Source organism: Citrobacter sp. RHB36-C18 (assembly GCF_013814485.1).
In the GTDB taxonomy this organism is placed as follows: domain Bacteria; phylum Pseudomonadota; class Gammaproteobacteria; order Enterobacterales; family Enterobacteriaceae; genus Citrobacter; species Citrobacter braakii.
Genome location: NZ_CP057125.1, coordinates 510,119 through 535,454 on the forward strand (window position 1 = coordinate 510,119; position 25,336 = coordinate 535,454).

At 52.0% G+C, this 25,336-nt stretch carries 23 protein-coding genes and 2 tRNA genes; 19 read left to right on the plus strand and 6 right to left on the minus strand.

The annotated features are described in order from the left end of the window. Nucleotides 1-116: 116 nt before the first annotated feature. Nucleotides 117-1,088: an octaprenyl diphosphate synthase gene (ispB, locus tag HVZ52_RS02490; protein WP_046276012.1), complete on the minus strand. Its 972-nt coding sequence runs from the start codon at nt 1,086-1,088 to the stop codon at nt 117-119. 257 nt (nt 1,089-1,345) lie between these two features. Between ispB and rplU the strand changes: the two genes are divergently transcribed. The 4 genes from rplU to cgtA all read left to right on the plus strand — a co-directional run bounded on the left by rplU (nt 1,346) and on the right by cgtA (nt 4,215). Continuing rightward, nucleotides 1,346-1,657 (plus strand): 50S ribosomal protein L21, encoded by a 312-nt coding sequence (gene rplU / locus HVZ52_RS02495; RefSeq protein ID WP_003025032.1) that lies wholly within the window; start codon nt 1,346-1,348, stop codon nt 1,655-1,657. A gap of 19 nt (nt 1,658-1,676) precedes the next feature. Then, entirely contained in the window at nt 1,677-1,934 is a 258-nt protein-coding gene (rpmA, locus tag HVZ52_RS02500) for a 50S ribosomal protein L27 (protein WP_003025030.1), read from the plus strand. 127 nt (nt 1,935-2,061) lie between these two features. Further along, on the plus strand, nt 2,062-3,027 hold the full coding sequence (locus tag HVZ52_RS02505; protein ID WP_016154677.1) for a DMT family transporter: 966 nt from the start codon (nt 2,062-2,064) through the stop codon (nt 3,025-3,027). 15 nt (nt 3,028-3,042) lie between these two features. Next, nucleotides 3,043-4,215 (plus strand): Obg family GTPase CgtA, encoded by a 1,173-nt coding sequence (gene cgtA, locus HVZ52_RS02510; RefSeq protein WP_016154676.1) that lies wholly within the window; start codon nt 3,043-3,045, stop codon nt 4,213-4,215. 95 nt (nt 4,216-4,310) lie between these two features. Here the strand turns inward: cgtA and dacB are convergent, their stop codons facing one another. Continuing rightward, on the minus strand, nt 4,311-5,744 hold the full coding sequence (gene dacB / locus HVZ52_RS02515; protein WP_181598822.1) for a serine-type D-Ala-D-Ala carboxypeptidase: 1,434 nt from the start codon (nt 5,742-5,744) through the stop codon (nt 4,311-4,313). Nucleotides 5,745-5,992: 248 nt separating this feature from the next. Here dacB and greA point away from each other — a divergent pair, with 248 nt between their 5' ends. Next, nucleotides 5,993-6,469, plus strand: coding sequence for a transcription elongation factor GreA (gene greA, locus HVZ52_RS02520; protein WP_016154674.1), 477 nt, complete (start codon nt 5,993-5,995; stop codon nt 6,467-6,469). Nucleotides 6,470-6,622: 153 nt separating this feature from the next. Here the strand turns inward: greA and yhbY are convergent, their stop codons facing one another. Then, complete coding sequence (yhbY, locus tag HVZ52_RS02525; RefSeq protein ID WP_003025016.1) at nt 6,623-6,916, minus strand: ribosome assembly RNA-binding protein YhbY; 294 nt, start codon at nt 6,914-6,916, stop codon at nt 6,623-6,625. 125 nt (nt 6,917-7,041) lie between these two features. Between yhbY and rlmE the strand changes: the two genes are divergently transcribed. From rlmE to glmM, 4 genes are all read left to right on the plus strand, one after another. Beyond that, the gene (gene rlmE / locus HVZ52_RS02530; protein ID WP_003025015.1) at nt 7,042-7,671 is read left to right on the plus strand and encodes a 23S rRNA (uridine(2552)-2'-O)-methyltransferase RlmE; all 630 of its coding nucleotides are present in this window, start codon (nt 7,042-7,044) and stop codon (nt 7,669-7,671) included. A gap of 99 nt (nt 7,672-7,770) precedes the next feature. Then, nucleotides 7,771-9,705 (plus strand): ATP-dependent zinc metalloprotease FtsH, encoded by a 1,935-nt coding sequence (ftsH, locus tag HVZ52_RS02535; RefSeq protein WP_019077783.1) that lies wholly within the window; start codon nt 7,771-7,773, stop codon nt 9,703-9,705. A 98-nt stretch (nt 9,706-9,803) separates the two neighbouring features. Further along, on the plus strand, nt 9,804-10,652 hold the full coding sequence (folP, locus tag HVZ52_RS02540) for a dihydropteroate synthase (protein WP_103767066.1): 849 nt from the start codon (nt 9,804-9,806) through the stop codon (nt 10,650-10,652). Further along, on the plus strand, nt 10,645-11,982 hold the full coding sequence (glmM, locus tag HVZ52_RS02545) for a phosphoglucosamine mutase (RefSeq protein WP_169329727.1): 1,338 nt from the start codon (nt 10,645-10,647) through the stop codon (nt 11,980-11,982). Before folP ends, glmM begins: the two co-directional genes overlap by 8 nt. A 45-nt stretch (nt 11,983-12,027) precedes the next feature. On the opposite strand, the gene dcuC is transcribed toward glmM, so the two are convergent. Both dcuC and iadA read right to left on the minus strand, forming a co-directional pair. Next, nucleotides 12,028-13,494 carry a C4-dicarboxylate transporter DcuC gene (gene dcuC, locus HVZ52_RS02550; RefSeq protein ID WP_019077781.1) on the minus strand — a complete coding sequence of 489 codons (1,467 nt, stop codon included), beginning with the start codon at nt 13,492-13,494 and terminating at the stop codon, nt 12,028-12,030. A 10-nt stretch (nt 13,495-13,504) separates the two neighbouring features. Then, the gene (gene iadA / locus HVZ52_RS02555) at nt 13,505-14,638 is read right to left on the minus strand and encodes a beta-aspartyl-peptidase (RefSeq protein ID WP_016154669.1); all 1,134 of its coding nucleotides are present in this window, start codon (nt 14,636-14,638) and stop codon (nt 13,505-13,507) included. A gap of 148 nt (nt 14,639-14,786) precedes the next feature. Between iadA and HVZ52_RS02560 the strand changes: the two genes are divergently transcribed. The 3 genes from HVZ52_RS02560 (at nt 14,787) to HVZ52_RS02570 (ending at nt 16,276) form a co-directional block, all read left to right on the plus strand. Continuing rightward, entirely contained in the window at nt 14,787-15,680 is an 894-nt protein-coding gene (locus tag HVZ52_RS02560) for a LysR family transcriptional regulator (RefSeq protein ID WP_181546457.1), read from the plus strand. Nucleotides 15,681-15,847: 167 nt separating this feature from the next. Then, nucleotides 15,848-16,180 (plus strand): preprotein translocase subunit SecG, encoded by a 333-nt coding sequence (gene secG / locus HVZ52_RS02565; protein WP_003025000.1) that lies wholly within the window; start codon nt 15,848-15,850, stop codon nt 16,178-16,180. Nucleotides 16,181-16,189: 9 nt separating this feature from the next. Further along, nucleotides 16,190-16,276 (plus strand) — tRNA-Leu (locus tag HVZ52_RS02570). A 204-nt stretch (nt 16,277-16,480) separates the two neighbouring features. On the opposite strand, the gene argG is transcribed toward HVZ52_RS02570, so the two are convergent. After that, nucleotides 16,481-17,824 (minus strand): argininosuccinate synthase, encoded by a 1,344-nt coding sequence (gene argG / locus HVZ52_RS02575; protein ID WP_181598823.1) that lies wholly within the window; start codon nt 17,822-17,824, stop codon nt 16,481-16,483. 334 nt (nt 17,825-18,158) lie between these two features. Here argG and HVZ52_RS02580 point away from each other — a divergent pair. From HVZ52_RS02580 to rpsO, 7 genes are all read left to right on the plus strand, one after another. Next, nucleotides 18,159-18,235, plus strand: a tRNA-Met gene (locus tag HVZ52_RS02580). A gap of 207 nt (nt 18,236-18,442) precedes the next feature. After that, nucleotides 18,443-18,895 (plus strand): ribosome maturation factor RimP, encoded by a 453-nt coding sequence (gene rimP, locus HVZ52_RS02585; RefSeq protein WP_003024996.1) that lies wholly within the window; start codon nt 18,443-18,445, stop codon nt 18,893-18,895. Nucleotides 18,896-18,923: 28 nt separating this feature from the next. Continuing rightward, nucleotides 18,924-20,411: a transcription termination factor NusA gene (gene nusA, locus HVZ52_RS02590; protein ID WP_003024992.1), complete on the plus strand. Its 1,488-nt coding sequence runs from the start codon at nt 18,924-18,926 to the stop codon at nt 20,409-20,411. A gap of 24 nt (nt 20,412-20,435) precedes the next feature. After that, the gene (gene infB / locus HVZ52_RS02595; RefSeq protein WP_016154667.1) at nt 20,436-23,126 is read left to right on the plus strand and encodes a translation initiation factor IF-2; all 2,691 of its coding nucleotides are present in this window, start codon (nt 20,436-20,438) and stop codon (nt 23,124-23,126) included. 220 nt (nt 23,127-23,346) lie between these two features. Beyond that, nucleotides 23,347-23,751 carry a 30S ribosome-binding factor RbfA gene (rbfA, locus tag HVZ52_RS02600; protein ID WP_003024988.1) on the plus strand — a complete coding sequence of 135 codons (405 nt, stop codon included), beginning with the start codon at nt 23,347-23,349 and terminating at the stop codon, nt 23,749-23,751. Continuing rightward, the gene (gene truB, locus HVZ52_RS02605) at nt 23,751-24,695 is read left to right on the plus strand and encodes a tRNA pseudouridine(55) synthase TruB (protein ID WP_016157566.1); all 945 of its coding nucleotides are present in this window, start codon (nt 23,751-23,753) and stop codon (nt 24,693-24,695) included. Before rbfA ends, truB begins: the two co-directional genes overlap by 1 nt. Nucleotides 24,696-24,967: 272 nt before the next feature. Further along, complete coding sequence (gene rpsO, locus HVZ52_RS02610) at nt 24,968-25,237, plus strand: 30S ribosomal protein S15 (protein ID WP_000059465.1); 270 nt, start codon at nt 24,968-24,970, stop codon at nt 25,235-25,237. Nucleotides 25,238-25,336 lie beyond the last annotated feature (99 nt).

Sequence of the window (25,336 nt, forward strand, 5' to 3'; positions counted from 1 at the left end):
GTATATTCAGAATATGCCAAATTTATGCGAAGGTTGCTGGAGAGGGGGACGTGTTTATTGGAATTTATAAAAGCATCCCGTGCAGGGCACGGGATGATGAAAGATGCCGCAGGGTATCAACGGTCGCGCTGTACGGCGATATGCGCCAGACCAATCAGCGCTTCTCTCCACGGCGTATCAGGCAGTACCTGCAGCGCAGCGATGGCCTTATCAGCCTCTTCTTCTGCACGTTGGCGAGTCCACTCCAGGGAACCACAGGCGTTCATCGCTTCCAGAACAGGCTCCAGAAGGTGACGGCCATTACCCTGCTCAATAGCCTGGCGGATCATTTGTGCTTGTTCAGGGGTGCCGTGGCGCATGGCATGCAGCAGCGGCAGCGTTGGTTTGCCCTCGTTGAGGTCATCACCGACGTTTTTACCCAGTTGCTCACCATCCGCGTTGTAATCCAGCAAATCGTCAATTAACTGGAAAGCAGTACCGAGATAACGGCCATAATCCTGCAACCCTTTCTCTTGTTCTTCGCTGCAACCAGCCAGAATGCCAGAGCATTGGGCAGCCGCTTCAAACAAACGCGCGGTCTTACTGTAGATAACGCGCATATAGTTTTCTTCAGTGATGTCCGGGTCGTTGACGTTCATCAACTGTAAGACTTCACCTTCGGCGATGACGTTGACCGCTTTCGACATGACTTCCAGCACTTTCAGCGAACCGAGGCTGGTCATCATCTGAAAAGCGCGGGTATAGATAAAATCGCCGACCAGCACGCTGGCCGCATTGCCAAACGCCGCATTCGCCGTGGCTTTTCCGCGGCGCATGTCGGACTCATCCACAACATCGTCGTGCAACAGGGTCGCGGTGTGGATAAACTCGATGAGGGCTGCAATCGTAACGTGTGCATTTTGCTGGTAGCCAACTGCACGCGCGGCGAGTACGGCGATCATTGGGCGAATGCGTTTTCCGCCGCCGCTAACGATGTAGTACCCCAGTTGATTGATCAGCTGCACGTCGGAATTGAGCTGTTCAAGGATTGTCGCATTGACCCCCGCCATATCTTGCGCGGTTAACTCATTGATTTTTTCTAAATTCATCGCAAAAGCCGGGCTTCTCGCCCCGATTACCTCACTGTATCGGAAGGTAACGTCGGGTTTAGGGTTATAAATATATGCTGATTGTACTGAAAAAACGCCATAGATAAACGTTACCGTACGTGTTGTGTTTTTTTTCTTCATGTATTGACGTAGCACTTGTCAAAGGCTCGCGTTTTGCGTAATATTCGCGCCCTATTGTGAATATTTATAGCGCACTCTGAATCATCAAAAAGGTGTGCGCGGAAGCGGAGTTTTTTATGTACGCGGTTTTCCAAAGTGGTGGTAAACAACACCGAGTAAGCGAAGGTCAGACCGTTCGCCTGGAAAAGCTGGACATCGCAACTGGCGAATCTGTTGAATTCGCAGAAGTTCTGATGATCGCAAACGGTGAAGAAGTCAAAATCGGCGTTCCTTTCGTTGATGGCGGCGTTATCAAAGCTGAAGTTGTTGCTCACGGTCGTGGCGAGAAAGTTAAAATTGTTAAGTTTCGTCGTCGTAAACACTACCGTAAGCAGCAGGGCCATCGTCAGTGGTTCACTGATGTAAAAATCACTGGCATCAGCGCTTAAGTTAAGGGGAGCAGATTAAATGGCACATAAAAAGGCTGGCGGCTCGACTCGTAACGGTCGCGATTCAGAAGCTAAACGTCTGGGCGTAAAACGCTTCGGCGGTGAAACAGTTCTGGCTGGTAGCATCATCGTTCGTCAACGTGGTACTAAATTCCACGCTGGTTCCAACGTTGGTTGCGGCAAAGACCACACTCTGTTTGCTAAAGCAGACGGTAAAGTGAAATTTGAAGTGAAAGGCCCGAAAAACCGTAAATTCATCAGCATCGTTGCTGAATAAGTTTTTCGCGTCCCGGTAACGGATAAAAGCCCCGCAACACGTTGCGGGGCTTTTTACATTCGACGGCCGGTAAATACGCTCGTCGCGCCGTGATAACCCGGAAACGAGCCCTTGCAGGGAATACGGCATGAAGCAGCAGGCAGGTATTGGTATTCTGTTAGCACTCACAACGGCAGTATGTTGGGGCGCTTTGCCAATAGCGATGAAGCAAGTGCTGGAGGTGATGGAGCCTCCTACCGTGGTGTTCTACCGTTTTTTAATGGCAAGCATTGGCCTTGGCGCTATTCTTGCGGTTAAAAAAAAGCTCCCTCCGTTGCGTATTTTTCGCAAAGCGCGTTGGCTGATCCTGTTGGCTATCGCTACCGGTGGGTTGTTCGGTAACTTCATTCTGTTTAGTTCATCCTTGCAATATTTGAGCCCAACGGCTTCGCAGGTTATCGGTCAGCTGTCACCGGTTGGTATGATGATTGCCAGCGTCTTTATCCTAAAAGAAAAGATGCGCGGTACGCAGGTGATTGGCGCCATTATGCTTCTGAGCGGCCTGGTTCTGTTTTTTAATACCAGTCTGATCGAAATTTTTACCCGTCTCACCGATTACACCTGGGGCGTTATCTTTGGTGTTGGTGCGGCGATGGTCTGGGTGAGCTATGGGGTCGCGCAAAAGGTGTTATTGCGCCGCCTGGCATCACCGCAGATCCTGTTTTTACTGTACACTTTATGTACGATTGCGTTGTTGCCGTTGGCTAAACCCGGTGTCATCACGCAGCTCAGTGACTGGCAGCTGGCATGCCTTGTATTCTGCGGCCTGAATACGCTGGTAGGATACGGTGCTCTCGCGGAAGCGATGGCGCGTTGGCAGGCGGCACAGGTGAGCGCCATTATTACGCTCACTCCGCTGTTTACGTTGTTATTTTCAGATTTATTATCACTGGCCTGGCCCGATTTCTTCGCCAGACCGATGCTAAACCTATTAGGTTATCTCGGTGCGTTTATCGTGGTTGCGGGCGCGATGTATTCCGCCATTGGTCATCGAATTTGGGGCGGTTTACGTAAGCATGAAACGGTGGTTTCGCAGCCCCGCTCAGGCGAATGATTTACGGAGAGTAAAATGAAGTTTGTTGATGAAGCATCGATTCTGGTCGTTGCAGGTGATGGCGGTAATGGTTGCGTCAGCTTCCGCCGCGAAAAGTACATCCCAAAAGGCGGTCCGGACGGTGGAGACGGTGGTGACGGTGGTGACGTTTGGCTGGAAGCCGACGAAAACCTGAACACGCTGATTGATTACCGTTTTGAAAAATCATTCCGCGCTGAACGTGGACAGAATGGCGCGAGCCGTGATTGCACCGGCAAGCGTGGTAAAGATGTCACGATTAAAGTGCCTGTAGGTACGCGTGTAATCGATCAGGGCACGGGCGAAACCATGGGCGACATGACCAAACACGGTCAGCGTCTGATGGTCGCTAAAGGCGGCTGGCACGGTCTGGGCAACACCCGTTTCAAATCCTCGGTCAACCGTACTCCGCGTCAGAAAACGATGGGTACACCGGGCGATAAACGCGATCTGATGCTGGAGCTGATGCTGCTGGCGGACGTGGGGATGCTGGGCATGCCAAACGCCGGTAAATCGACGTTTATCCGTGCGGTGTCCGCGGCGAAGCCGAAAGTCGCTGACTATCCGTTCACCACTCTGGTTCCGAGCCTGGGTGTGGTACGTATGGACAACGAAAAGAGCTTCGTGGTTGCCGACATTCCGGGTCTGATTGAAGGCGCGGCTGAAGGCGCAGGCTTGGGTATCCGCTTCCTGAAACACCTGGAACGCTGCCGCGTACTGCTACACCTCATTGATATCGATCCGATTGACGGTTCCGATCCGGTTGAAAATGCCCGTATCATTATTGGCGAGCTTGAAAAATACAGCCAGGATCTGGCGTCTAAACCGCGTTGGTTAGTGTTCAACAAAATTGATTTGCTGGACAAGGCTGAAGCGGAAGAGAAAGCGAAAGCGATCGCCGAAGCGTTGGGCTGGGAAGGTAAATATTACCTGATCTCCGCCGCCAGCCAGTTGGGCGTGAAGGATCTCTGCTGGGATGTGATGACCTTTATCATCGAGAACCCGATTGTTCAGGCTGAAGAAGCGAAACAGCCAGAGAAAGTCGAGTTCATGTGGGATGATTATCACCGCCAGCAACTCGCTGAAGTCGAAGACGAAGCAGAAGATGACTGGGATGACGATTGGGACGAAGACGACGAAGAAGGCGTTGAGTTCATCTACAAGCGTTAATCACATTAAAAACCCCGGCCATGTTGCCGGGGTTTTGTTTCCAGGTTTCAGAAGGCCGGATTAGGTGCGTTAGCGCTGCCATCCGGCAAACATACTCAGTTATTCTGATAAATATCCTTGTATAACCGGCTTTCGAAGCGGACCAGTGGAATACGGCGATTACGCTGATCAGCTGGCTCTACAGCATAACCAGACAGATACTGCACAAATGCCATGCGCTGACCGCTTGCCGTGGTGATGAAGCCTGCCAGGTTATAGACCCCCTGCAGTGAGCCTGTCTTCGCCGATACTTTGCCATCTACGCCAGCCTGATGCAGACCCGCACGGTATTGCAAAGAGCCGTCATGGCCTGCCAGCGGCAGCATGGTGATAAAGTTCAGCTCGTTATCGTGCTGAGCGATATATTGCAGCACCTGCATCATGGTCGCCGGGGCAATCAGGTTATGGCGGGAGAGCCCAGAACCGTCGGCAATAATGGTGTTGCCGATATCAATACCCGCTTGCTGACGCAGAATCTGGCGTACGGCATCAGAACCTGCTCGCCAGGTACCTGGCACGTTAAATCGTGCATGGCCAATCATACGGAAAACGGTATCAGCAATCATGTTGTCCGATTTTTTCAGCATAATCTTAAGCAGGTCGTGCAGCGGCGCCGACTGCTTACTGGCTACCACGGTCCCCGGCTCGTTGACCAGCGTCTGGCGCAACAGAGTCCCGCTGTAAGTGATACCGGCTTGTTTTAGCTCATCTTTGATAATCGCCCCGGCATAGCTGGCGCCGTCCTGAATAGCGAATGCCAGCGGCAGCGGATCGGCTCGTTGGGGCAGGCATCCGGTCAACGTAAAGCGGTTGAGATCGCCTGGAACCACGTCCAGTTCACAATATTGCGCTTCGGCAGAGCCACGAGCGAGAGTACGCACCTGACTGAACATGGTGACCGGGTAGTAAGATGCCACGCGGATAAAGGCGAGATCGTTAGGTTTTTGCGCGCTATAGAGTGAAACCGAGAAACAGTTACGATCGACAATGGCTGCCGCGGGCGGTGCGCTAAAACACTGCGTCATGTCGTTCCAGGGCCAGCCAGGCGCTTTATCATGGCTGGCGAAAATGGAGGTGTCGATCATGACATTTCCGGCAATTTGCGTCACGCCTGATTTTTTCAGGGTTGCCACCATATTGCGAATATCCTGACGTTTTAGCGTCGGATCGGCACCAAATCGCGCCACTAAGTCACCTTTCAAAACGCCGCCTTCCACGTTGCCTTTAGTCTCAAGCGTGGTGCTAAAACGAAAGTCAGGCCCGAGCTGAATCAATGCCGCCAGCGCGGTGATCACTTTTTGTGTACTGGCCGGCAGCGCCATCTGCTGGCTATGGTAATCAATAGCAGGAGCAGGTGCGCCAACCTTCTGTACCATAAGGGCGAGGTTGGCCCCGGCAGGGAGCTGATTGATATACTCGTCGACGTTCGCAGCCTGAACGCTGAACGCTATACTGGCAGTCAATCCAATGGTAAATCTGGAAAATCGCATAATCTCGCGCTAACAACCTGGAAACAGGCCGTCATACTACGGCGCAACGCCCCAAAAAGTAAACGATGACCCATAGGGAACTCCAGGGTAAAATGATCATCAAATAGAGAATTGTAGCTGACCTGGGACCCTGAGCCCCGGGTCGGTATTTTTTTGCTTCTGACTCTGGCATGGCGTATGCCAGAGTGGGCTTAGCAGCCGGGGTGAGAGCAGCCGCCCCCTACAGGAATGTTCAAGAGGTATAACAAATGCAAGCTATCCCAATGACCTTACGTGGTGCTGAAAAACTGCGCGAAGAACTGGATTTTCTGAAATCGGTGCGCCGTCCTGAAATCATTGCCGCTATCGCAGATGCGCGCGAGCATGGCGACCTGAAAGAAAATGCAGAGTATCACGCGGCGCGCGAACAGCAGGGTTTCTGCGAAGGGCGCATTAAAGATATCGAAGCTAAACTGTCCAACGCGCAGGTTATCGACGTCACAAAAATGCCGAACAATGGTCGCGTAGTTTTCGGCGCGACGGTTACCGTGCTGAATCTCGATAACGACGAAGAGCAGACCTGGCGTATTGTCGGCGATGATGAAGCCGATTTTAAACAGAACCTGATTTCGGTGAACTCGCCTATTGCTCGTGGCCTGATCGGTAAAGAGCAGGATGATGTGGTGGTTATTAAAACGCCGGGCGGTGAAGTTGAATATGAAGTAACGAAGGTAGAATACCTGTAATTCGCATCTTGGTTAAGATGTTGATACATTGTAAAGAAAGGAAAAAGGCCGCATAGCGGCCTTTTATCAACGAAGAGAGCGTGGCATTTTGCTCTCCTGCTAGCGGAAAATCCCGCGTTTTACACAAACTTCGTGTGCAACTTTGGGATATTCTTAGCGTGGCAGCGAGATTTTACGTTCTTTAGTCGGGCGATACAGTACCAGCGTTTTACCGATGACCTGTACATTGCAGGCGCCGGTTTCGCGTACGATAGCTTCCACGATCAAGGTTTTAGTATCGCGATCTTCCGAGGCGATTTTCACCTTGATAAGTTCATGGTGCTCTAACGCTTGTTCAATCTCGGCCAGTACCCCTTCGGTCAAACCATTGTTGCCAAGCATAACTACAGGCTTGAGCGGATGTGCCAGACCTTTCAGGTGCTGTTTTTGTTTAGTACTCAGATTCATCGTATATTTTTGCTTACGTTGGGATTGAAAACGGGTCATTCTACCGCCATCTCCCATATATCGCCAAATAGCTGTGTAGAAATTTACACCATTGGTTACGATGAACTGCCCTTTGGGAATGTGAAATGACAGGTAAAAAGCGTTCTGCCAGCTCAAGTCGCTGGCTTCAGGAACACTTTAGCGATAAATATGTTCAGCAGGCGCAGAAAAAGGGGTTACGTTCCCGTGCCTGGTTTAAACTTGATGAAATACAGCAAAGTGACAAAATTTTTAAACCGGGGATGACGATTGTTGATCTCGGTGCTGCACCCGGTGGCTGGTCGCAATATGCGGTTACGCAGATCGGCAACACTGGCCGCATTATCGCTTGCGATCTTTTACCTATGGATCCAATCGTTGGTGTGGACTTCCTTCAGGGCGACTTTCGTGATGAATTAGTCCTGAAAGCGTTACTTGAGCGCGTAGGTGACAGTAAAGTACAAGTTGTCATGTCTGATATGGCGCCAAATATGTGTGGAACACCGGCGGTGGATATTCCCCGGGCCATGTATCTGGTAGAGCTGGCGCTTGGAATGGCTCGTGATGTATTAGCGCCAGGTGGTAGTTTTGTAGTGAAGGTGTTCCAGGGCGAAGGCTTCGATGAGTATCTAAGAGAGATTCGCTCCCTGTTTACGAAGGTCAAAGTTCGTAAGCCGGACTCTTCTCGCGCCCGTTCGCGTGAAGTGTATATTGTAGCGACCGGGCGTAAACCATAACCGGTAGATTTCAAACGAAAGTTTGAAAGAAACTGGATATAGAGTATCCTGACGCTGTTTTTAACACAGTTGTAATATGAGGTTAATCCCTTGAGTGACATGGCGAAAAACCTAATTCTCTGGCTGGTCATTGCCGTTGTGCTGATGTCAGTATTCCAGAGCTTTGGGCCCAGCGAGTCTAATGGCCGTAAGGTTGATTACTCTACCTTCCTGCAAGAGGTCAATCAGGACCAGGTTCGTGAAGCGAAGATCAACGGACGTGAGATTAACGTTACCAAGAAAGATAGTAACCGTTACACGACCTACATTCCGGTTAACGATCCGAAGCTGCTTGATAACCTGCTGACCAAAAACGTCAAGGTTGTTGGTGAACCGCCTGAAGAGCCGAGCCTGCTGGCTTCTATCTTCATTTCCTGGTTCCCAATGCTGCTGCTGATTGGTGTCTGGATCTTCTTCATGCGTCAAATGCAGGGCGGTGGTGGCAAAGGTGCCATGTCGTTCGGTAAGAGCAAAGCGCGCATGCTGACGGAAGATCAGATCAAAACGACTTTTGCAGACGTTGCTGGTTGCGACGAAGCAAAAGAAGAAGTTGCTGAGCTGGTTGAGTATCTGCGCGAACCGAGCCGTTTCCAGAAGCTGGGCGGTAAAATCCCGAAAGGCGTCCTGATGGTCGGTCCTCCGGGTACGGGTAAAACCCTGCTGGCGAAAGCTATCGCAGGTGAAGCGAAGGTTCCTTTCTTCACCATTTCCGGTTCTGATTTCGTGGAAATGTTCGTGGGTGTCGGTGCATCTCGTGTGCGTGACATGTTCGAACAAGCCAAGAAAGCGGCACCGTGCATCATCTTCATCGATGAAATCGACGCCGTAGGCCGCCAGCGTGGTGCAGGTCTGGGCGGTGGTCACGATGAACGTGAGCAGACACTGAACCAGATGCTGGTTGAGATGGACGGCTTCGAAGGTAACGAAGGCATTATCGTTATCGCGGCAACTAACCGTCCGGACGTTCTTGACCCTGCGCTGCTGCGTCCAGGCCGTTTCGACCGTCAGGTTGTGGTTGGTCTACCGGATGTCCGCGGTCGTGAACAGATCCTGAAAGTGCATATGCGTCGCGTACCGCTGTCTCCGGATATCGATGCGGCAATCATTGCACGTGGTACGCCTGGCTTCTCCGGTGCAGATCTCGCGAACCTGGTCAACGAAGCGGCGCTGTTTGCTGCTCGTGGCAACAAGCGTGTTGTATCGATGGTTGAATTCGAGAAAGCGAAAGACAAAATCATGATGGGTGCGGAACGTCGCTCCATGGTGATGACGGAAGCGCAGAAAGAATCTACCGCGTATCACGAAGCAGGCCACGCGATTATCGGTCGCCTGGTACCGGAACACGATCCGGTGCACAAAGTGACGATTATCCCGCGCGGTCGTGCGCTGGGTGTGACTTTCTTCCTGCCTGAAGGCGACGCAATCAGCGCCAGCCGCCAGAAACTGGAAAGTCAGATCTCCACGCTGTACGGCGGTCGTCTGGCCGAAGAGATCATCTACGGTGTTGAACATGTTTCTACCGGTGCGTCGAACGACATTAAAGTCGCGACTAACCTGGCGCGTAACATGGTTACTCAGTGGGGCTTCTCCGAGAAACTCGGTCCGTTGCTGTACGCTGAAGAAGAAGGCGAAGTGTTCCTGGGACGTTCTGTGGCGAAAGCTAAACATATGTCCGATGAAACGGCTCGTATTATCGATCAGGAAGTTAAACTGCTGATTGAGCGTAACTATGACCGTGCGCGTCGTCTGCTGAACGAAAACATGGACATTCTGCACTCGATGAAAGATGCGCTCATGAAATATGAGACCATCGATGCGCCGCAGATTGATGATCTGATGGCTCGCCGCGAGGTACGTCCGCCAGCGGGTTGGGAAGAACCGGGTTCTTCTAACAACAACTCTGGCAGCACCGGCAAGCCGAGTGCGCCGCGTCCGGTTGATGAACCGCGTGCGCCGGACTCTGGCACCATGTCAGAGCAACTGGGCGACAAATAAGTTATCGTTGATGATGACCGTGTTCTAATTTAAAACCCTGGGGCTTGCCCCGGGGTTTTTCTTATTTGTATATTCAAGATGTTATCAGGGATAAAACTATGAAACTCTTTGCTCAGGGGTCTTCACTGGATCTCAGCCATCCACACGTCATGGGGATATTGAACGTCACGCCAGATTCCTTTTCCGATGGTGGTGCGCACAACTCTCTGGTTGAGGCGGTAAAACACGCAAACCTGATGATTAACGCTGGGGCGACTATCATTGATGTGGGTGGTGAATCCACGCGTCCAGGCGCGGCCGATGTGAGCGTGGAAGAAGAGTTGCAGCGAGTGATCCCGGTGGTGGAGGCGATTGCTCAACGTTTTGAAGTATGGATTTCGGTCGATACTTCAAAAGCAGAAGTGATTCGCGAGTGCGCCAGAGTCGGCGCACATATCATTAATGACATTCGCTCACTTTCGGAGCCTGGGGCGCTGGAAGCCGCAGCAGAAACCGGATTACCGGTTTGTCTGATGCATATGCAGGGTCAGCCGAAAACCATGCAGGAAGCACCAAAGTACGAGGATGTTTTTGCTGATGTAAATCGTTACTTTGTTGAACAAATAGCACGTTGCGAGCAGGCTGGAATCACAAAAGATAAATTGTTGCTCGACCCCGGGTTCGGATTCGGTAAAAATCTCACTCACAACTACACATTACTGGCACGTTTGGCTGAGTTTCATCATTTTAATCTGCCATTGCTGGTTGGGATGTCACGAAAATCAATGGTTGGCCAGTTGCTGAATGTGGGGCCATCCGAACGCCTGAGCGGTAGCCTTGCGTGTGCGGTCATTGCCGCAATGCAAGGGGCGCATATCGTTCGTGTCCATGACGTCAAAGAAACCGTAGAAGCGATGCGTGTGGTGGAAGCCACATTGTCTGCAAAGGAAAATAAACGCTATGAGTAATCGTAAATATTTTGGCACCGATGGGATCCGTGGTCGCGTAGGCGACGCCCCAATTACCCCTGACTTTGTGCTCAAACTGGGTTGGGCTGCAGGAAAAGTGCTGGCACGTCATGGTTCACGTAAAATTATTATTGGCAAAGATACGCGTATTTCTGGCTATATGCTGGAGTCCGCACTGGAAGCGGGTCTGGCTGCCGCCGGACTGTCGGCTTCTTTCACAGGCCCAATGCCAACACCTGCTGTTGCATATCTGACGCGCACCTTCCGTGCTGAAGCCGGGATTGTTATCTCTGCTTCGCACAACCCGTACTATGACAACGGGATTAAATTCTTCTCCATCGATGGGACTAAACTGCCGGATGCGGTTGAAGAAGCTATCGAAGCCGAAATGGAAAAAGCGATCACCTGCGTGGACTCGGCTGAACTGGGTAAAGCTACCCGTATCGTTGATGCTGCCGGTCGTTATATCGAGTTTTGCAAAGGCACCTTCCCGAATGAATTGAGTCTGAGTGAGCTTAAAATCGTGGTGGATTGCGCTAATGGTGCGACGTACCATATTGCGCCAAGTGTACTGCGTGAGCTGGGCGCAAACGTGGTTGCTATTGGCTGTGAGCCAAACGGTGTGAATATCAATGAAGAAGTCGGCGCTACCGACGTCCGCGCCCTGCAGGCGCGCGTGATGGCGGAAAAAGCCGATCTGGGTATTGCGCTGGATGGTGACGGCGACCGCGTCATTATGGTTGACCACGAAGGCAATAAGGTCGATGGCGATCAGATCATGTACATCATTGCCCGTGAAGCCCTGCGTCAGGGGCAACTGCGCGGTGGCGCGGTAGGCACGCTGATGAGCAATATGGGCCTCGAGCTGGCCCTGAAACAGTTGGGTATTCCGTTTGCCCGTGCGAAAGTCGGCGACCGCTATGTACTGGAAAAAATGCAGGAAAAAGGCTGGCGTATCGGTGCTGAAAACTCAGGCCATGTGATCCTGCTGGACAAAACCACCACCGGTGACGGTATCGTGGCGGGCCTGCAGGTACTGGCGGCGATGGTGCGCAACCATATGAGTTTGCACGACCTGTGCAGCGGCATGAAAATGTTCCCGCAACTGCTGGTTAACGTACGTTACACCGCAGGTAGCGGCGATCCGCTGGAACATGAAAACGTGAAAGCGGTGATGGCTGAAGTTGAAGCTGCACTGGGCAATCGCGGACGTGTTCTGCTGCGTAAGTCAGGTACAGAACCGTTAATTCGCGTGATGGTTGAAGGTGAAGATGAAGCTCAGGTGACTGAATTCGCTCACCGTATTGCCGATGCCGTCAAAGCGGTGTAATCACTAAAGACAGTGAAAACCGGAGTCTGGGACTCCGGTTTTTTATTACTGTACGGGAAGCGACTGTTTATGTCGGCGCTGCCAGAAGTAACCACCGATCATTAATATTACAAGGACTGCCAGCCACGGCAGAACCGCCAGCAAATGCCCTGACCGGGCAAAGGTCAGCGCAATCATCAGTAACCAACCGCCCAGCATCGGAATCGCGGTGCGCTTAACAATGTCCACAGGTGAGACGCCTGCAATTCCCGCGATAGCAATGATGACGCCGGCAATGGGGGATAACGTACGACCAATACCCGCCGATATCTGGATAGGCAACATCATGACTGCGATGTCGCTACCGATATGACGGCTGATGTCCGGTACCATCGGGGCGAAGGAGAAAAACGCCGCATTTCCTGAGCCCATTAGCGCTGAAATTGCAAAGGTGATAAGGGTCATCAGCAGGATAATAGAGGCGGCGCTGAGGCCAAATTCACCGGAAAGCGACAGCAGCGCATCGACGGCGCCAATGGCTTTCAGTCCGGCTGAAAAGACTTCACCGGCGATAATCAGCGTGACGACGGTGGCAAAAACGCTGCCCATGCTGTCAAAGACTTTTTGTACGCCTGCCATCACCTCGCGCGCCTTACGATGACGGCAATACTCACAAACCAGGGTAATGGCGAGGCTTATCAGTACGGCGGTATCCAGCGTAATTTTGAGCGAACTGAATACTAAATCACTGCACACCAGCATCAACACCAGCGGCAGCATGGGCAGAAAAAGCCAGGCGATCGGTGCTTCAGTTTCATCGGTCGACGTTAATGTCTGCATCTGCTGAGCCACACCGTCACCGCTTTCCCGATGGTCGAAAAAGCGTTGCACAACAATATGTAGCAGGGCGATGAACAGAATAACGGGGACGACGATCGGCAACTGATCCTGCACGAAATAGTTCACCACCTCGATGCCTGCGGTTTTGGCGGCGAGAACCGAGTTGCCGGAACCGGGACCAAATTCAACCGCACAGGTACTGGCGATAACGGCGGCAACGGCAGCGCGGCTACAGCCAAGACGGGTCAGCAGCGGGTAGAGCGTCGCCATCAACAGCAGACCCAGCCCGGTGGCGCTGCTGATAAACAGCGACAGGAATTGACCCAGCAACAGCGCCAGCCCCAACAGCAGATACGGTGAGTTCAGGCGTTGCAAAGGGCGAGATGTCACCCGAACCAGCACCTGGCTTGCGCCAATGGCCGACATATATGTAGCGAAACCACCAATCAGCATAATTTGCAGCCCAAGGCCGCCGAGGCGCACGCTCAGGGTATCGCGAATAAACTCAAAGGCATCAAAGGGGCCGAATCCGGTGCTTTTTTTCACCAGGTCACTGAGCGTGGTCATCCCGCTAAAATGCGCGATAAGCAGCAGCACAATCCCAGTCAACAGCAACACTGACTGGGGGTGATATTTTTTGAGGATCAGACGTCCGGCAAAAATGATGGCAATTAGCGCCAGTAATAATGACATTCTTGCCCCCTTACTCGAAGTTGCCAGTAACCAGGCACTCGCCATCCCGCAGCAACGGCTTACCCGCAGCGAACAGATGGGCCAGCGAGAGGTCATCATTGAGTACACAGATATCGGCACGTTCCCCGGCGCAGAGCACGCCGCCGGAAATACCCAACGAGCGCGCAACGTTTGCCGTCAACATCGCGATCGCTTGTGGCACCGGGATCCCCACATCAATCAAGCGAGGAAGAAGATTAAGGTTACCTGCGACCGGTGCCGCGCTTAAGCCTTCCACAATACCCTGGGCGTTAAAGCGCGGAACACTGCCATTACCATCAGAGCTGATCGTGATGCGATCGGCTGGAACCTGGGCTTCCAGAGCGTGGAGGATTGCCTGCTCCTGAGGCATAAAGCGACTACCGCCAGACGTAACGTCGATATGGCCGCCACGATGAGCGAACGCAATCGCCTGTTCGAACAAGGGCGCTGTTCTCGCAACATGGGTCGGTGAAATGTGGTGAATCGGAATGCCTGCATCACACAGCTCAATAAGCTGCGACATCCCTTCCGGCAGATTCCCCAGATGTACATGCAGTAACCCTTTTTTGCCTGCCAGCAGGGAAGCCACGCGGATATCGCTTACTATCCTCAGCAACTCCTGGAAAGAGGGGTAAGAACCACGGTGATCGGCGAGGGCGATTTTGACGCCAAGAATCGCCGGAATGAAGGTCATGTCATCGCGGATGGATCGCGTAATGGTTGGGCTGGGTACCGCGTAGGCTCCCGTATGCATAAATGCGCGTAATCCCTCAAGGTTGAGAGACTGCATTTTGGCGTAGAGGTCTTTGGGCGAACGAGAAATGGCATCGGTACCTAACACGCCGACAACCGTGGTAATACCTGCCTGAATCAGATCGCGTAGCTTGACGGCTGGCGTTCGGCTGGCAAATCCAGCCTCGCCACCGCCACCGGTAAGATGGACATGTTGATCGATTATGCCTGGGATAACCCATTTGCCATGACAATCGATGACCTCGTCGACGCCATCAAACAGGGAAATATCTTTTTCTACCGCCACAATTCGGTCGGCATGAATGAGCAGGGAGCAGAGGCCTAAATCCTCGGGAGAAAAAACACGGGCATTGGTCAATAAAGTAAACATATCGGTCCTGTCAAACGTCGTGGGTGAGAGTCGGCAGGTGAAAAGGAATATTGTTGTTATGATGCCCACCATAAAGCCATTACTATAACTATGACTATTACCGATTTGGTATTGGAGGATGCGGTTATGGCATGGTGGAGAGTTCAACGTGGATTGTAAGTGGCTGGAAGATTTTCTGGCATTGAGTCAGCATGGGAACTACTCTCAGGCCGCGGCGCAGCGGCATATTACTCAACCCGCACTCAGTCGGCGTATAAAGGCGCTGGAAGAGGTGTTAGGGGTGCCGTTGTTTGACAGGACCACGACCCCCGTTACGCTGACACGCTATGGTGAACGCTTTGAACCCTATGCCCGGCACGTCCTCAGTACACTAACAGAGGCGCGCCACGAGCTATCGGCGATGACGCCAGCAACGGACAATACGCTGGTGATGGTTAGCCTGCATACGCTGTCGGTGAATATCCTGCCGGATATGATCAACTATCTGCGACAGAGTGAACCGCAGTTAAATTTTACTGTTAATGCCAGTATTCAGGGGATAGACAACCATTTTAACGCCTTGATAGATAGGCAAATCGATCTGCTGGTGACCTACGATTTACCATCTTCGCAGCCGGGGCTGGAGATTGCCGGAGGGTTAAAACGTTCACTATGGCGGTATGAGCGATTTATACCGGTTATTTCTGCGCAGTTGGCTAATGCGCTTAACGATCCGCATGCGCCGATCCCATGGCTATGCTATAGCGACTACACCTTTGTCAGACGCATTATTGAGCCAGCTGAACAACGCGTCCGCCCACGTCTGAAAAAAGTGTTTGAGAGTGGTTTAAGCGAAACGATACGAGAAATGGTGCTGCGGCATATGGGAATGGCATGGTTACCCGAATCGATGGTGGCGGAAGAGTTGGTGAACCAGCAAATTATTCACTGCTGGCCAGAAAACGCTGACCTGATTTGTGAAATCCCCGTTGTGGTATGGGCGAATCTTGAGGATCAACGCGCCGTCATGCAGAGATGCTGGGAGAAGTTGCTGCGTTTTTGATTGATATGGCGATTTTTTCCGCAGTTGATACAATGCCAACAAATTGCCCTTGCGAAGGTTATTCGCTTTGGTTAGTATTCACACCCGCTTCAGTGGGAAACAGTAAACATTCCCGCTTTAATGGTCGAAGCATTGTACGCGGCAACTCCGCAAGGAACAGGTTGATTATGCACGAAGCTCTTTTAGTAGTTTTCCTTATTGTGGCAATTGGCCTGGTAGGCTTGATCATGCTGCAGCAAGGCAAAGGCGCTGATATGGGAGCCTCTTTTGGCGCAGGCGCTTCTGGTACTCTGTTTGGTTCAAGTGGTTCTGGTAACTTCATGACCCGCATGACAGCTGTATTGGGAACCTTGTTCTTCATCATCAGTCTGGTGCTGGGTAACATGAACAGCAATAAGACCAATAAAGGAAGTGAGTGGGAAAATCTGAGTGCACCGGCGAAAACCGAGCAAACTCAGCCAGCTGCTCCGGCTCAGCCGACCAGCGATATCCCACGCTAAGTATTCTGTACCGAGGTGGTGGAATTGGTAGACACGCTACCTTGAGGTGGTAGTGCCCTAACGGGCTTGTGGGTTCGAGTCCCATCCTCGGTACCAAATTCCAAAAAAAAGACGCTGCAAAGCGTCTTTTTTTTCGTCTGTTATTTGTGGTAGTTCTGTAGGTCGGATAAGACATTTAGGACGCCATCCGACTATTACAATACCTGATGATGCCAAGCTTATCAGGCCTCAGGGTAACAGAACATCCCTATTTTCTGCGCATAAAAAAGGCCGCTTTCGCGGCCTGAAGATGATGAATATTTACTTCGCCTTGTTTTCCAGATTCTCAACCTGCGGCAGGCCGGTTGTGGAAGAGGCGGTCAGCAGGCCAGACTGCGCATAACCGAACAGCTTCTCGCGGGTATCAGTGATATCCAGATTACGCATGGTCAACTGACCGATACGATCATCCGGAGAGAATACTGAGTCGCCTTTTTCCATCGTCAGACGTTCTGGTTTGTAAGTCAGATTGTCAGACACGGTGTTGAGGATGGAGTAATCATTACCGCGACGCAGTTCCAGCGTCACTTCACCCGTAATCTGGCTGGCAACCCAACGCTGCAGACCGTCACGCAGCATCAGCGCCTGAGAGTCAAACCAGCGGCCCTGATACAACAGACGACCAAGCTGGCGACCGTGCGCGTGATACTGCTCGATGGTGTCTTCGTTGTGAATCCCGGTCAGCAGACGCTCGTAGGCGATGTGCAGCAATGCCATCCCCGGAGCTTCGTAGATGCCCCGGCTTTTCGCTTCAATGATCCTGTTTTCAATCTGATCGCTCATACCCAGACCGTGACGACCGCCGATGCGGTTGGCTTCCAGCATCATCTCAACGTCGTCGCTGAAGGTTTTACCGTTCAGCGCTACCGGATGACCCTGCTCAAAACGCACGGTGACTTCTTCTGCCGGGATCTTCACGCTCTCATCCCAGAATTTCACGCCCATAATCGGGTTGACGATTTTGACGCTGGAGTTCAGAAACTCGAGGTCTTTTGCTTCGTGGGTCGCCCCGAGTATATTGGAGTCCGTGGAGTACGCTTTCTCAACGGACATCTTGTAGTCGAAACCACAGGCAATCATAAATTCGGACATCTCATGGCGACCGCCGAGTTCATCGATAAAATCGGTATCCAGCCATGGTTTGTAAATCTGCAGTTCGGCGTTGGTCAGCAGACCGTAACGATAGAAGCGTTCAATATCGTTACCTTTATAGGTGCTACCGTCACCCCAGATATTAACGCCATCTTCTTTCATGGCCGCAACCAGCATGGTGCCAGTGACAGCACGGCCCAGCGGAGTGGTATTGAAATAGGTCAGTCCGCCGGTGGTGTTGTGGAATGCACCGCACTGAATCGCAGCGATCCCTTCGGCAACCAGCTGCTTACGGCAATCTACCAGGCGAGCATTCTCAGCACCATATTCCATTGCACGGCGAGGAATGGCGTCATAGTCATCCTCATCCGGCTGGCCCAAATTCGCAGTATATGCATATGGGACAGCCCCTTTTTGTCGCATCCACAGCAGTGCTGCACTGGTGTCCAGGCCGCCGGAAAAAGCGATACCAATACGTTGACCTACCGGGAGATGCTTGAGAATCGTCGTCATAAAATAAAACCCTGCTTGATAGACTGGTGAAGAGGTCGGCTTATTATACTAATTGCATTTTTATGCAAAATAAGTGAGTTTTCATTTAATCATCTTTTCTGGATGACAGGAAGAGTTTAGTGATAATTTCGTTAAATATCGGTGCGGGTGACACATTTATCTGGTCGAATATTCGCTGGGCAGCATTCATTGATTTGCATAGTCGTAACAAGGTTGACATACCGCATAGTGAATCAATATACTGTGCGCAGATTTTACGTCCCGTCCTCGGTACCAAATCCCAGCAGTATTTGCATTTTTTACCCAAAACGAGTAAAATTTGCCACGTTTCAGGCGCGGGGTGGAGCAGCCTGGTAGCTCGTCGGGCTCATAACCCGAAGGTCGTCGGTTCAAATCCGGCCCCCGCAACCACTTTCCCTTAGAGTTCTTTTTCAAATATACTGTGAAGACTTAGGCCTTCGTAGCTGGATTTGAAAAAAATTCTTTCGGAAGGTTTTCCGAACCGCAGGTGCGGTTATAGGGTTCAGTTATATAAAGCCCCGATTTATCGGGGTTTTTTGTTATCTGACTACAGAATAACTGGGCTTTAGGCCCTTTTTTTATGTCTTGGGGGTGGGCTTGTCCACATTAGAGCAAAAATTAACAGAGATGATTACAGCGCCAGTTGAAGCCCTGGGCTACGAGTTGGTCGGCATCGAATTTATTCGTGGTCGCACATCCACACTGCGCATCTATATTGATAGTGAAGATGGCATCAATGTTGATGATTGTGCTGATGTGAGCCATCAGGTAAGCGCCGTGATGGATGTCGAAGACCCAATCACCGTTGCCTACAACCTGGAAGTCTCCTCTCCGGGTCTCGACCGTCCTCTGTTCACAGCTGAACACTACGTGCGTTTCCTGGGTGAAGAAGTGACGCTGGTTCTTCGTATGGCGGTACAAAACCGTCGTAAATGGCAGGGCGTTATCAAAGCGGTGGATGGTGAGATGATCACGGTCACAGTCGAAGGTAAAGATGAAGTGTTCGCGCTGAGTAATATCCAGAAGGCGAACCTGGTTCCCCACTTTTAACAGTCTGGATTGAGGTGAAAAGCCCGCGATGAACAAAGAAATTTTGGCTGTTGTTGAAGCCGTATCCAACGAAAAAGCGCTGCCACGCGAGAAAATTTTTGAAGCGCTGGAAAGTGCGCTGGCTACAGCAACAAAGAAAAAATATGAGCAAGAGATCGACGTTCGCGTAGAAATCGATCGTAAAAGCGGTGATTTCGATACCTTCCGTCGTTGGGTAATCGTAGAAGAAGTTACTCAGCCGACCAAAGAAATTACGCTGGAAGCGGCACGCTTCGAAGACGAAAGCCTGAACGTGGGCGAATATGTTGAAGATCAGATTGAATCTGTCACCTTTGACCGTATCACCACCCAGACCGCGAAACAGGTTATCGTACAGAAAGTACGTGAAGCCGAACGCGCAATGGTTGTCGATCAGTTCCGCGAACACGAAGGCGAAATCGTCACCGGTGTGGTGAAGAAAGTTAACCGCGACAACATTTCTCTGGATCTGGGCAGCAATGCTGAAGCCGTGATCCTGCGTGAAGACATGCTGCCGCGTGAAAACTTCCGCCCAGGCGACCGTATCCGTGGCGTTCTTTACTCTGTACGCCCGGAAGCGCGCGGTGCCCAGCTGTTCGTAACCCGTTCCAAACCGGAAATGCTGATAGAGCTGTTCCGCATTGAAGTGCCGGAAATTGGCGAAGAAGTGATCGAAATTAAAGCGGCTGCTCGCGATCCGGGTTCACGTGCGAAAATCGCCGTTAAGACCAACGACAAGCGTATTGATCCGGTCGGCGCCTGTGTGGGTATGCGCGGTGCGCGCGTTCAGGCGGTTTCTACTGAACTGGGCGGCGAGCGTATCGATATCGTCCTGTGGGATGATAACCCGGCGCAGTTCGTGATTAACGCAATGGCGCCAGCAGACGTCGCTTCTATCGTGGTGGATGAAGACAAACACACCATGGATATCGCGGTTGAAGCCGGTAACCTGGCTCAGGCGATTGGACGTAATGGTCAGAACGTCCGCCTGGCTTCACAACTGAGCGGTTGGGAACTCAACGTGATGACCGTTGATGACCTGCAGGCGAAGCATCAGGCTGAAGCACATGCAGCCATTGATACCTTCACCAAATATCTCGATATCGATGAAGATTTCGCGACAGTTCTGGTGGAAGAAGGTTTTGCGACGCTGGAAGAACTGGCCTACGTGCCAATGAAAGAGCTGCTGGAAATTGACGGCCTGGATGAACAGACCGTTGAAGCGCTGCGCGAGCGTGCTAAAAACGCACTGACCACTCTGGCACTGGCCCAGGAAGAAAGTCTCGGTGATAACAAACCGGCTGACGATCTGCTGAATCTGGAAGGATTGGATCGTGAGATGGCCTTCAAACTGGCTGCCCGTGGTGTTTGTACGCTGGAAGATCTCGCTGAACAGGGCATTGATGATCTGGCTGATATCGAAGGGTTGACCGACGAAAAAGCCGGTGAGCTGATTATGGCTGCCCGTAATATTTGCTGGTTCGGCGACGAAGCGTAATAAACTGTAGCAGGAAGGAACAGTATGACAGATGTAACCGTAAAAACGCTGGCTGCAGAGATACAGACCTCCGTGGATCGCCTGGTACAGCAATTTGCTGATGCAGGTATCCCGAAGTCTGCTGACGACTCTGTGTCCGCACAAGAGAAACAAACCTTACTGGCGCATCTGAACCGTGAAAACGGCTCAGCGCCCGATAAGTTGACATTGCAGCGTAAAACGCGCAGTACTCTCAATATTCCAGGTACCGGTGGAAAAAGCAAATCGGTACAAATCGAAGTCCGCAAGACACGCACCTTTGTGAAACGCGATCCGCAAGAGGCTGAACGCCTTGCCGCGGAAGAGCAGGCGCAGCGTGAAGCGGAAGAGCAAGCCCGTCGTGAGGCAGAAGAAGCTGCCAAACGCGAGGCGCAACAAAAAGCCGAACGTGAGGCCGCAGAACAAGCTAAGCGTGAAGCCGCTGATAAAGCGAAACGTGAAGCTGCGGAAAAAGACAAAGTGAGCAATCAACAGACCGACGATATGACTAAAACCGCCCAGGCCGAAAAAGCCCGCCGTGAAAATGAAGCCGCAGAACTGAAGCGTAAAGCGGAAGAAGAAGCACGTCGCAAGCTTGAAGAAGAAGCGCGCCGCGTAGCGGAAGAAGCTCGCCGTATGGCGGAAGAAAACGAGAAGAATGGTGTGAATAACGCTGAACCTGTTGAAGATACCAGCGATTATCACGTCACCACCTCTCAGCATGCTCGCCAGGCAGAAGACGAGAACGATCGTGAAGTAGAAGGCGGTCGTGGTCGTACTCGCAGCACGAAAGCAGCGCGTCCGGCGAAGAAAGGTAACAAACACGCTGAATCTAAAGCTGACCGTGAAGAAGCGCGTGCAGCGGTTCGCGGCGGTAAAGGCGGTAAGCAGCGTAAAGGTTCCGCTCTGCAGCAGGGCTTCCAGAAGCCGGCTCAGGCCGTTAACCGTGACGTTGTGATCGGCGAAACCATCACCGTTGGCGATCTGGCGAACAAGATGGCAGTCAAAGGTTCTCAGGTCATCAAAGCGATGATGAAGCTGGGCGCAATGGCGACCATTAACCAGGTCATCGACCAGGAAACCGCACAGCTGGTTGCCGAAGAGATGGGCCACAAAGTTATCCTGCGTCGTGAAAACGAGCTGGAAGAAGCAGTAATGAGCGACCGTGACACCGGCGCTGCGGCAGAACCGCGCGCACCGGTAGTGACCATCATGGGTCACGTTGACCACGGTAAAACGTCTCTGCTGGACTACATTCGCTCCACGAAAGTTGCCTCTGGCGAAGCGGGCGGCATTACTCAGCACATCGGTGCGTACCATGTTGAAACTGACAACGGTATGATCACCTTCCTGGATACCCCGGGTCACGCCGCGTTTACCTCCATGCGTGCTCGTGGTGCTCAGGCAACGGATATCGTTGTTCTGGTTGTTGCAGCAGATGACGGCGTGATGCCGCAGACTATCGAAGCTATCCAGCACGCGAAAGCGGCAGGTGTGCCGGTAGTGGTTGCAGTCAACAAAATCGATAAACCAGAAGCGGATCCAGATCGCGTTAAAAACGAACTGTCCCAGTACGGCATCATGCCGGAAGATTGGGGCGGCGAGAGCCAGTTCGTCCACGTTTCTGCGAAAGCGGGTACCGGTATCGACGAACTGCTGGATGCTATCCTGCTGCAGGCCGAAGTACTGGAACTGAAAGCTGTGCGTAAAGGTATGGCGAGCGGTGCGGTTATCGAATCCTTCCTGGATAAAGGTCGTGGTCCGGTTGCTACCGTGCTGGTACGTGAAGGTACGCTGAACAAAGGCGACATCGTACTGTGTGGTTTCGAATACGGCCGCGTTCGCGCGATGCGTAACGAACTGGGTCAGGAAGTCCTGGAAGCGGGTCCGTCCATTCCGGTGGAAATCCTGGGTCTGTCCGGTGTTCCGGCTGCGGGTGACGAAGTTACCGTTGTTCGTGACGAGAAGAAAGCCCGTGAAGTTGCACTGTACCGTCAGGGCAAATTCCGTGAAGTTAAACTGGCTCGTCAGCAGAAATCTAAACTGGAGAACATGTTCGCCAACATGACCGAAGGCGAAGTTCACGAAGTGAACATCGTTCTGAAGGCCGATGTTCAGGGTTCTGTAGAAGCGATTTCCGACTCTTTACTGAAACTGTCTACCGACGAAGTAAAAGTGAAGATTATCGGTTCTGGCGTAGGTGGTATCACCGAAACCGACGCGACCCTGGCTGCGGCATCCAACGCGATTCTGGTTGGCTTCAACGTCCGTGCTGATGCCTCTGCACGTAAAGTTATCGAATCAGAAAGCCTGGATCTGCGTTACTACTCCGTCATCTATCATCTGATCGACGAAGTGAAAGCAGCGATGAGCGGCATGCTGTCTCCGGAACTGAAACAGCAGATCATTGGTCTGGCTGAAGTTCGTGATGTGTTCAAATCACCGAAATTCGGCGCTATCGCAGGCTGTATGGTTACCGAAGGCACGATTAAACGTCACAACCCAATCCGCGTACTGCGCGACAACGTGGTTATCTATGAAGGCGAGCTGGAATCCCTGCGCCGCTTCAAAGATGACGTCAACGAAGTCCGTAACGGCATGGAATGTGGTATCGGCGTTAAGAACTACAACGACGTTCGCGTTGGCGATATGATCGAAGTGTTCGAGATTATCGAGATCAAACGTACCATCGCATAATCTTCGTCGTCTTTTGGGCCGCAACTGCGTTGGCTGCGCTCGCTCACCCCGGTCACATAGTTATCTATGCTCCCGGGGATTTACGAGTTTGCCGCCTTGCTGCAACCCAAAATCCTTAGAAGATGATTAAGTGTAGGCTGGGGAAGCGAAGCGCCACCCGGCAAGAAATTTAAAAAGGGGCTTATGGCCCCTTTTTTGTCTTTATTCTGGAGAATTTATTATGGCGAAAGAATTTGGTCGCCCACAGCGTGTCGCGCAGGAGATGCAGAAAGAAATCGCACTCATCCTGCAACGCGAAATCAAAGACCCGCGTGTTGGTATGATGACCACCGTATCGGGTGTTGAGATGTCCCGAGACCTGGCATACGCTAAAGTGTTCGTGACTTTCCTCAACGATCAGGACGAAGCTGCCGTGAAAAACGGCATTAAGGCACTGCAGGAAGCCTCTGGTTTTATCCGCTCTTTGCTGGGTAAAGCAATGCGTCTGCGTATCGTGCCTGAGCTGACCTTCTTCTACGACAATTCGTTAGTTGAAGGGATGCGCATGTCCAACTTGGTGACCAGCGTGGTGAAACATGACGATGAGCGTCGTGTGAACCCAGCGGACGACAGCAAGGAGGACTGATGAGTCGTCCTCGTCGTCGTGGTCGCGACATTCACGGTGTTCTGCTGCTGGATAAGCCGCAGGGCATGTCCAGCAATGACGTACTGCAAAAAGTAAAGCGCATCTACAATGCCAACCGCGCGGGACATACCGGCGCGCTGGATCCGCTGGCGACAGGCATGCTGCCTATCTGCCTCGGTGAAGCGACTAAGTTTTCCCAGTATTTGCTGGATTCTGACAAACGCTATCGTGTGGTTGCCCGTCTGGGCCAGCGTACCGACACCTCCGATGCCGATGGGCAAATCGTGCAGGAGCGTCCGGTAACCTTCAGCGCAGAGCAGCTTGCGAGCGCGCTGGAGACTTTCCGCGGCGATATCGAGCAGATTCCGTCAATGTATTCGGCACTGAAGTACCAGGGTAAAAAGCTGTACGAATATGCGCGTCAGGGCATTGAAGTGCCGCGTGAAGCGCGCCCGATTACCGTCTATGAGCTGCTGTTTATTCGCCACGAAGGTAACGAGCTGGAGCTGGAAGTTCACTGCTCCAAAGGCACTTATATTCGCACCATCGTTGACGATCTCGGTGAGAAGCTGGGCTGCGGCGCGCACGTAACGTATCTGCGTCGTCTGACGGTCAGCAAGTATCCGGTGGATCGTATGGTTACGCTGGAACATCTGCATGCGCTGGTTGAACAGGCCGAACAGCAGAACATTCCGGCGGCGCAACTGCTTGATCCTTTGCTGATGCCAATGGACAGTCCTGCATCGGACTACCCTGTTGTTAATTTGCCTTTAACATCGTCGGTTTACTTTAAAAATGGTAACCCGGTACGGACGTCAGGTGCGCCGCTGGAAGGGCTGGTGCGCGTGACGGAAGGCGATGATGGCAAGTTTATCGGCATGGGGGAGATGGACGATGAAGGTCGTGTCGCCCCTCGTCGCCTGGTGGTTGAGTATCCTGCATAGCGCTCTCTGTCTTGCGATAAAAGGGCGCTGCGAGTAGAATACTGCCGCTTAACGTCGCGTAAATTGTTTAACAATCTGCGTGGCGTGTACACAAAATCATTCGAGCTGCATCAAGGCGGCAGGTCTGAGGATCCTCAGGAGCTTACTCAGGTAAGTGACCGAGGTGAGCGGACACAGCCAGCGCAGGGTCAGTTTGAAGAAGGCGTGTATACACTGGGATAGCTGAATTAGAGATCGGCATCCTTTCATTCTTAACACTTTGGAGTTTTAAAATGTCTCTAAGTACTGAAGCTACCGCTAAAATCGTTTCTGAGTTTGGTCGTGATGCAAACGACACCGGTTCTACCGATGTTCAGGTTGCTCTGTTGACTGCACAGATTAACCACCTGCAGGGCCACTTTGCAGAGCACAAAAAAGATCACCACAGCCGTCGTGGTCTGCTGCGCATGGTTTCTCAGCGTCGTAAACTGCTCGACTACCTGAAACGTAAAGATGTTGCACGTTACACCGCGCTGATCGAGCGTCTGGGTCTGCGTCGCTAATTCTTTCGAGTTTCAGAAAGAGGGGGCCTTCATGGCCCCTTTTTTCCAGCAGATGGCAGCAATTCGCTGGAAACTAATGTATTGTTGCTATGAATGATC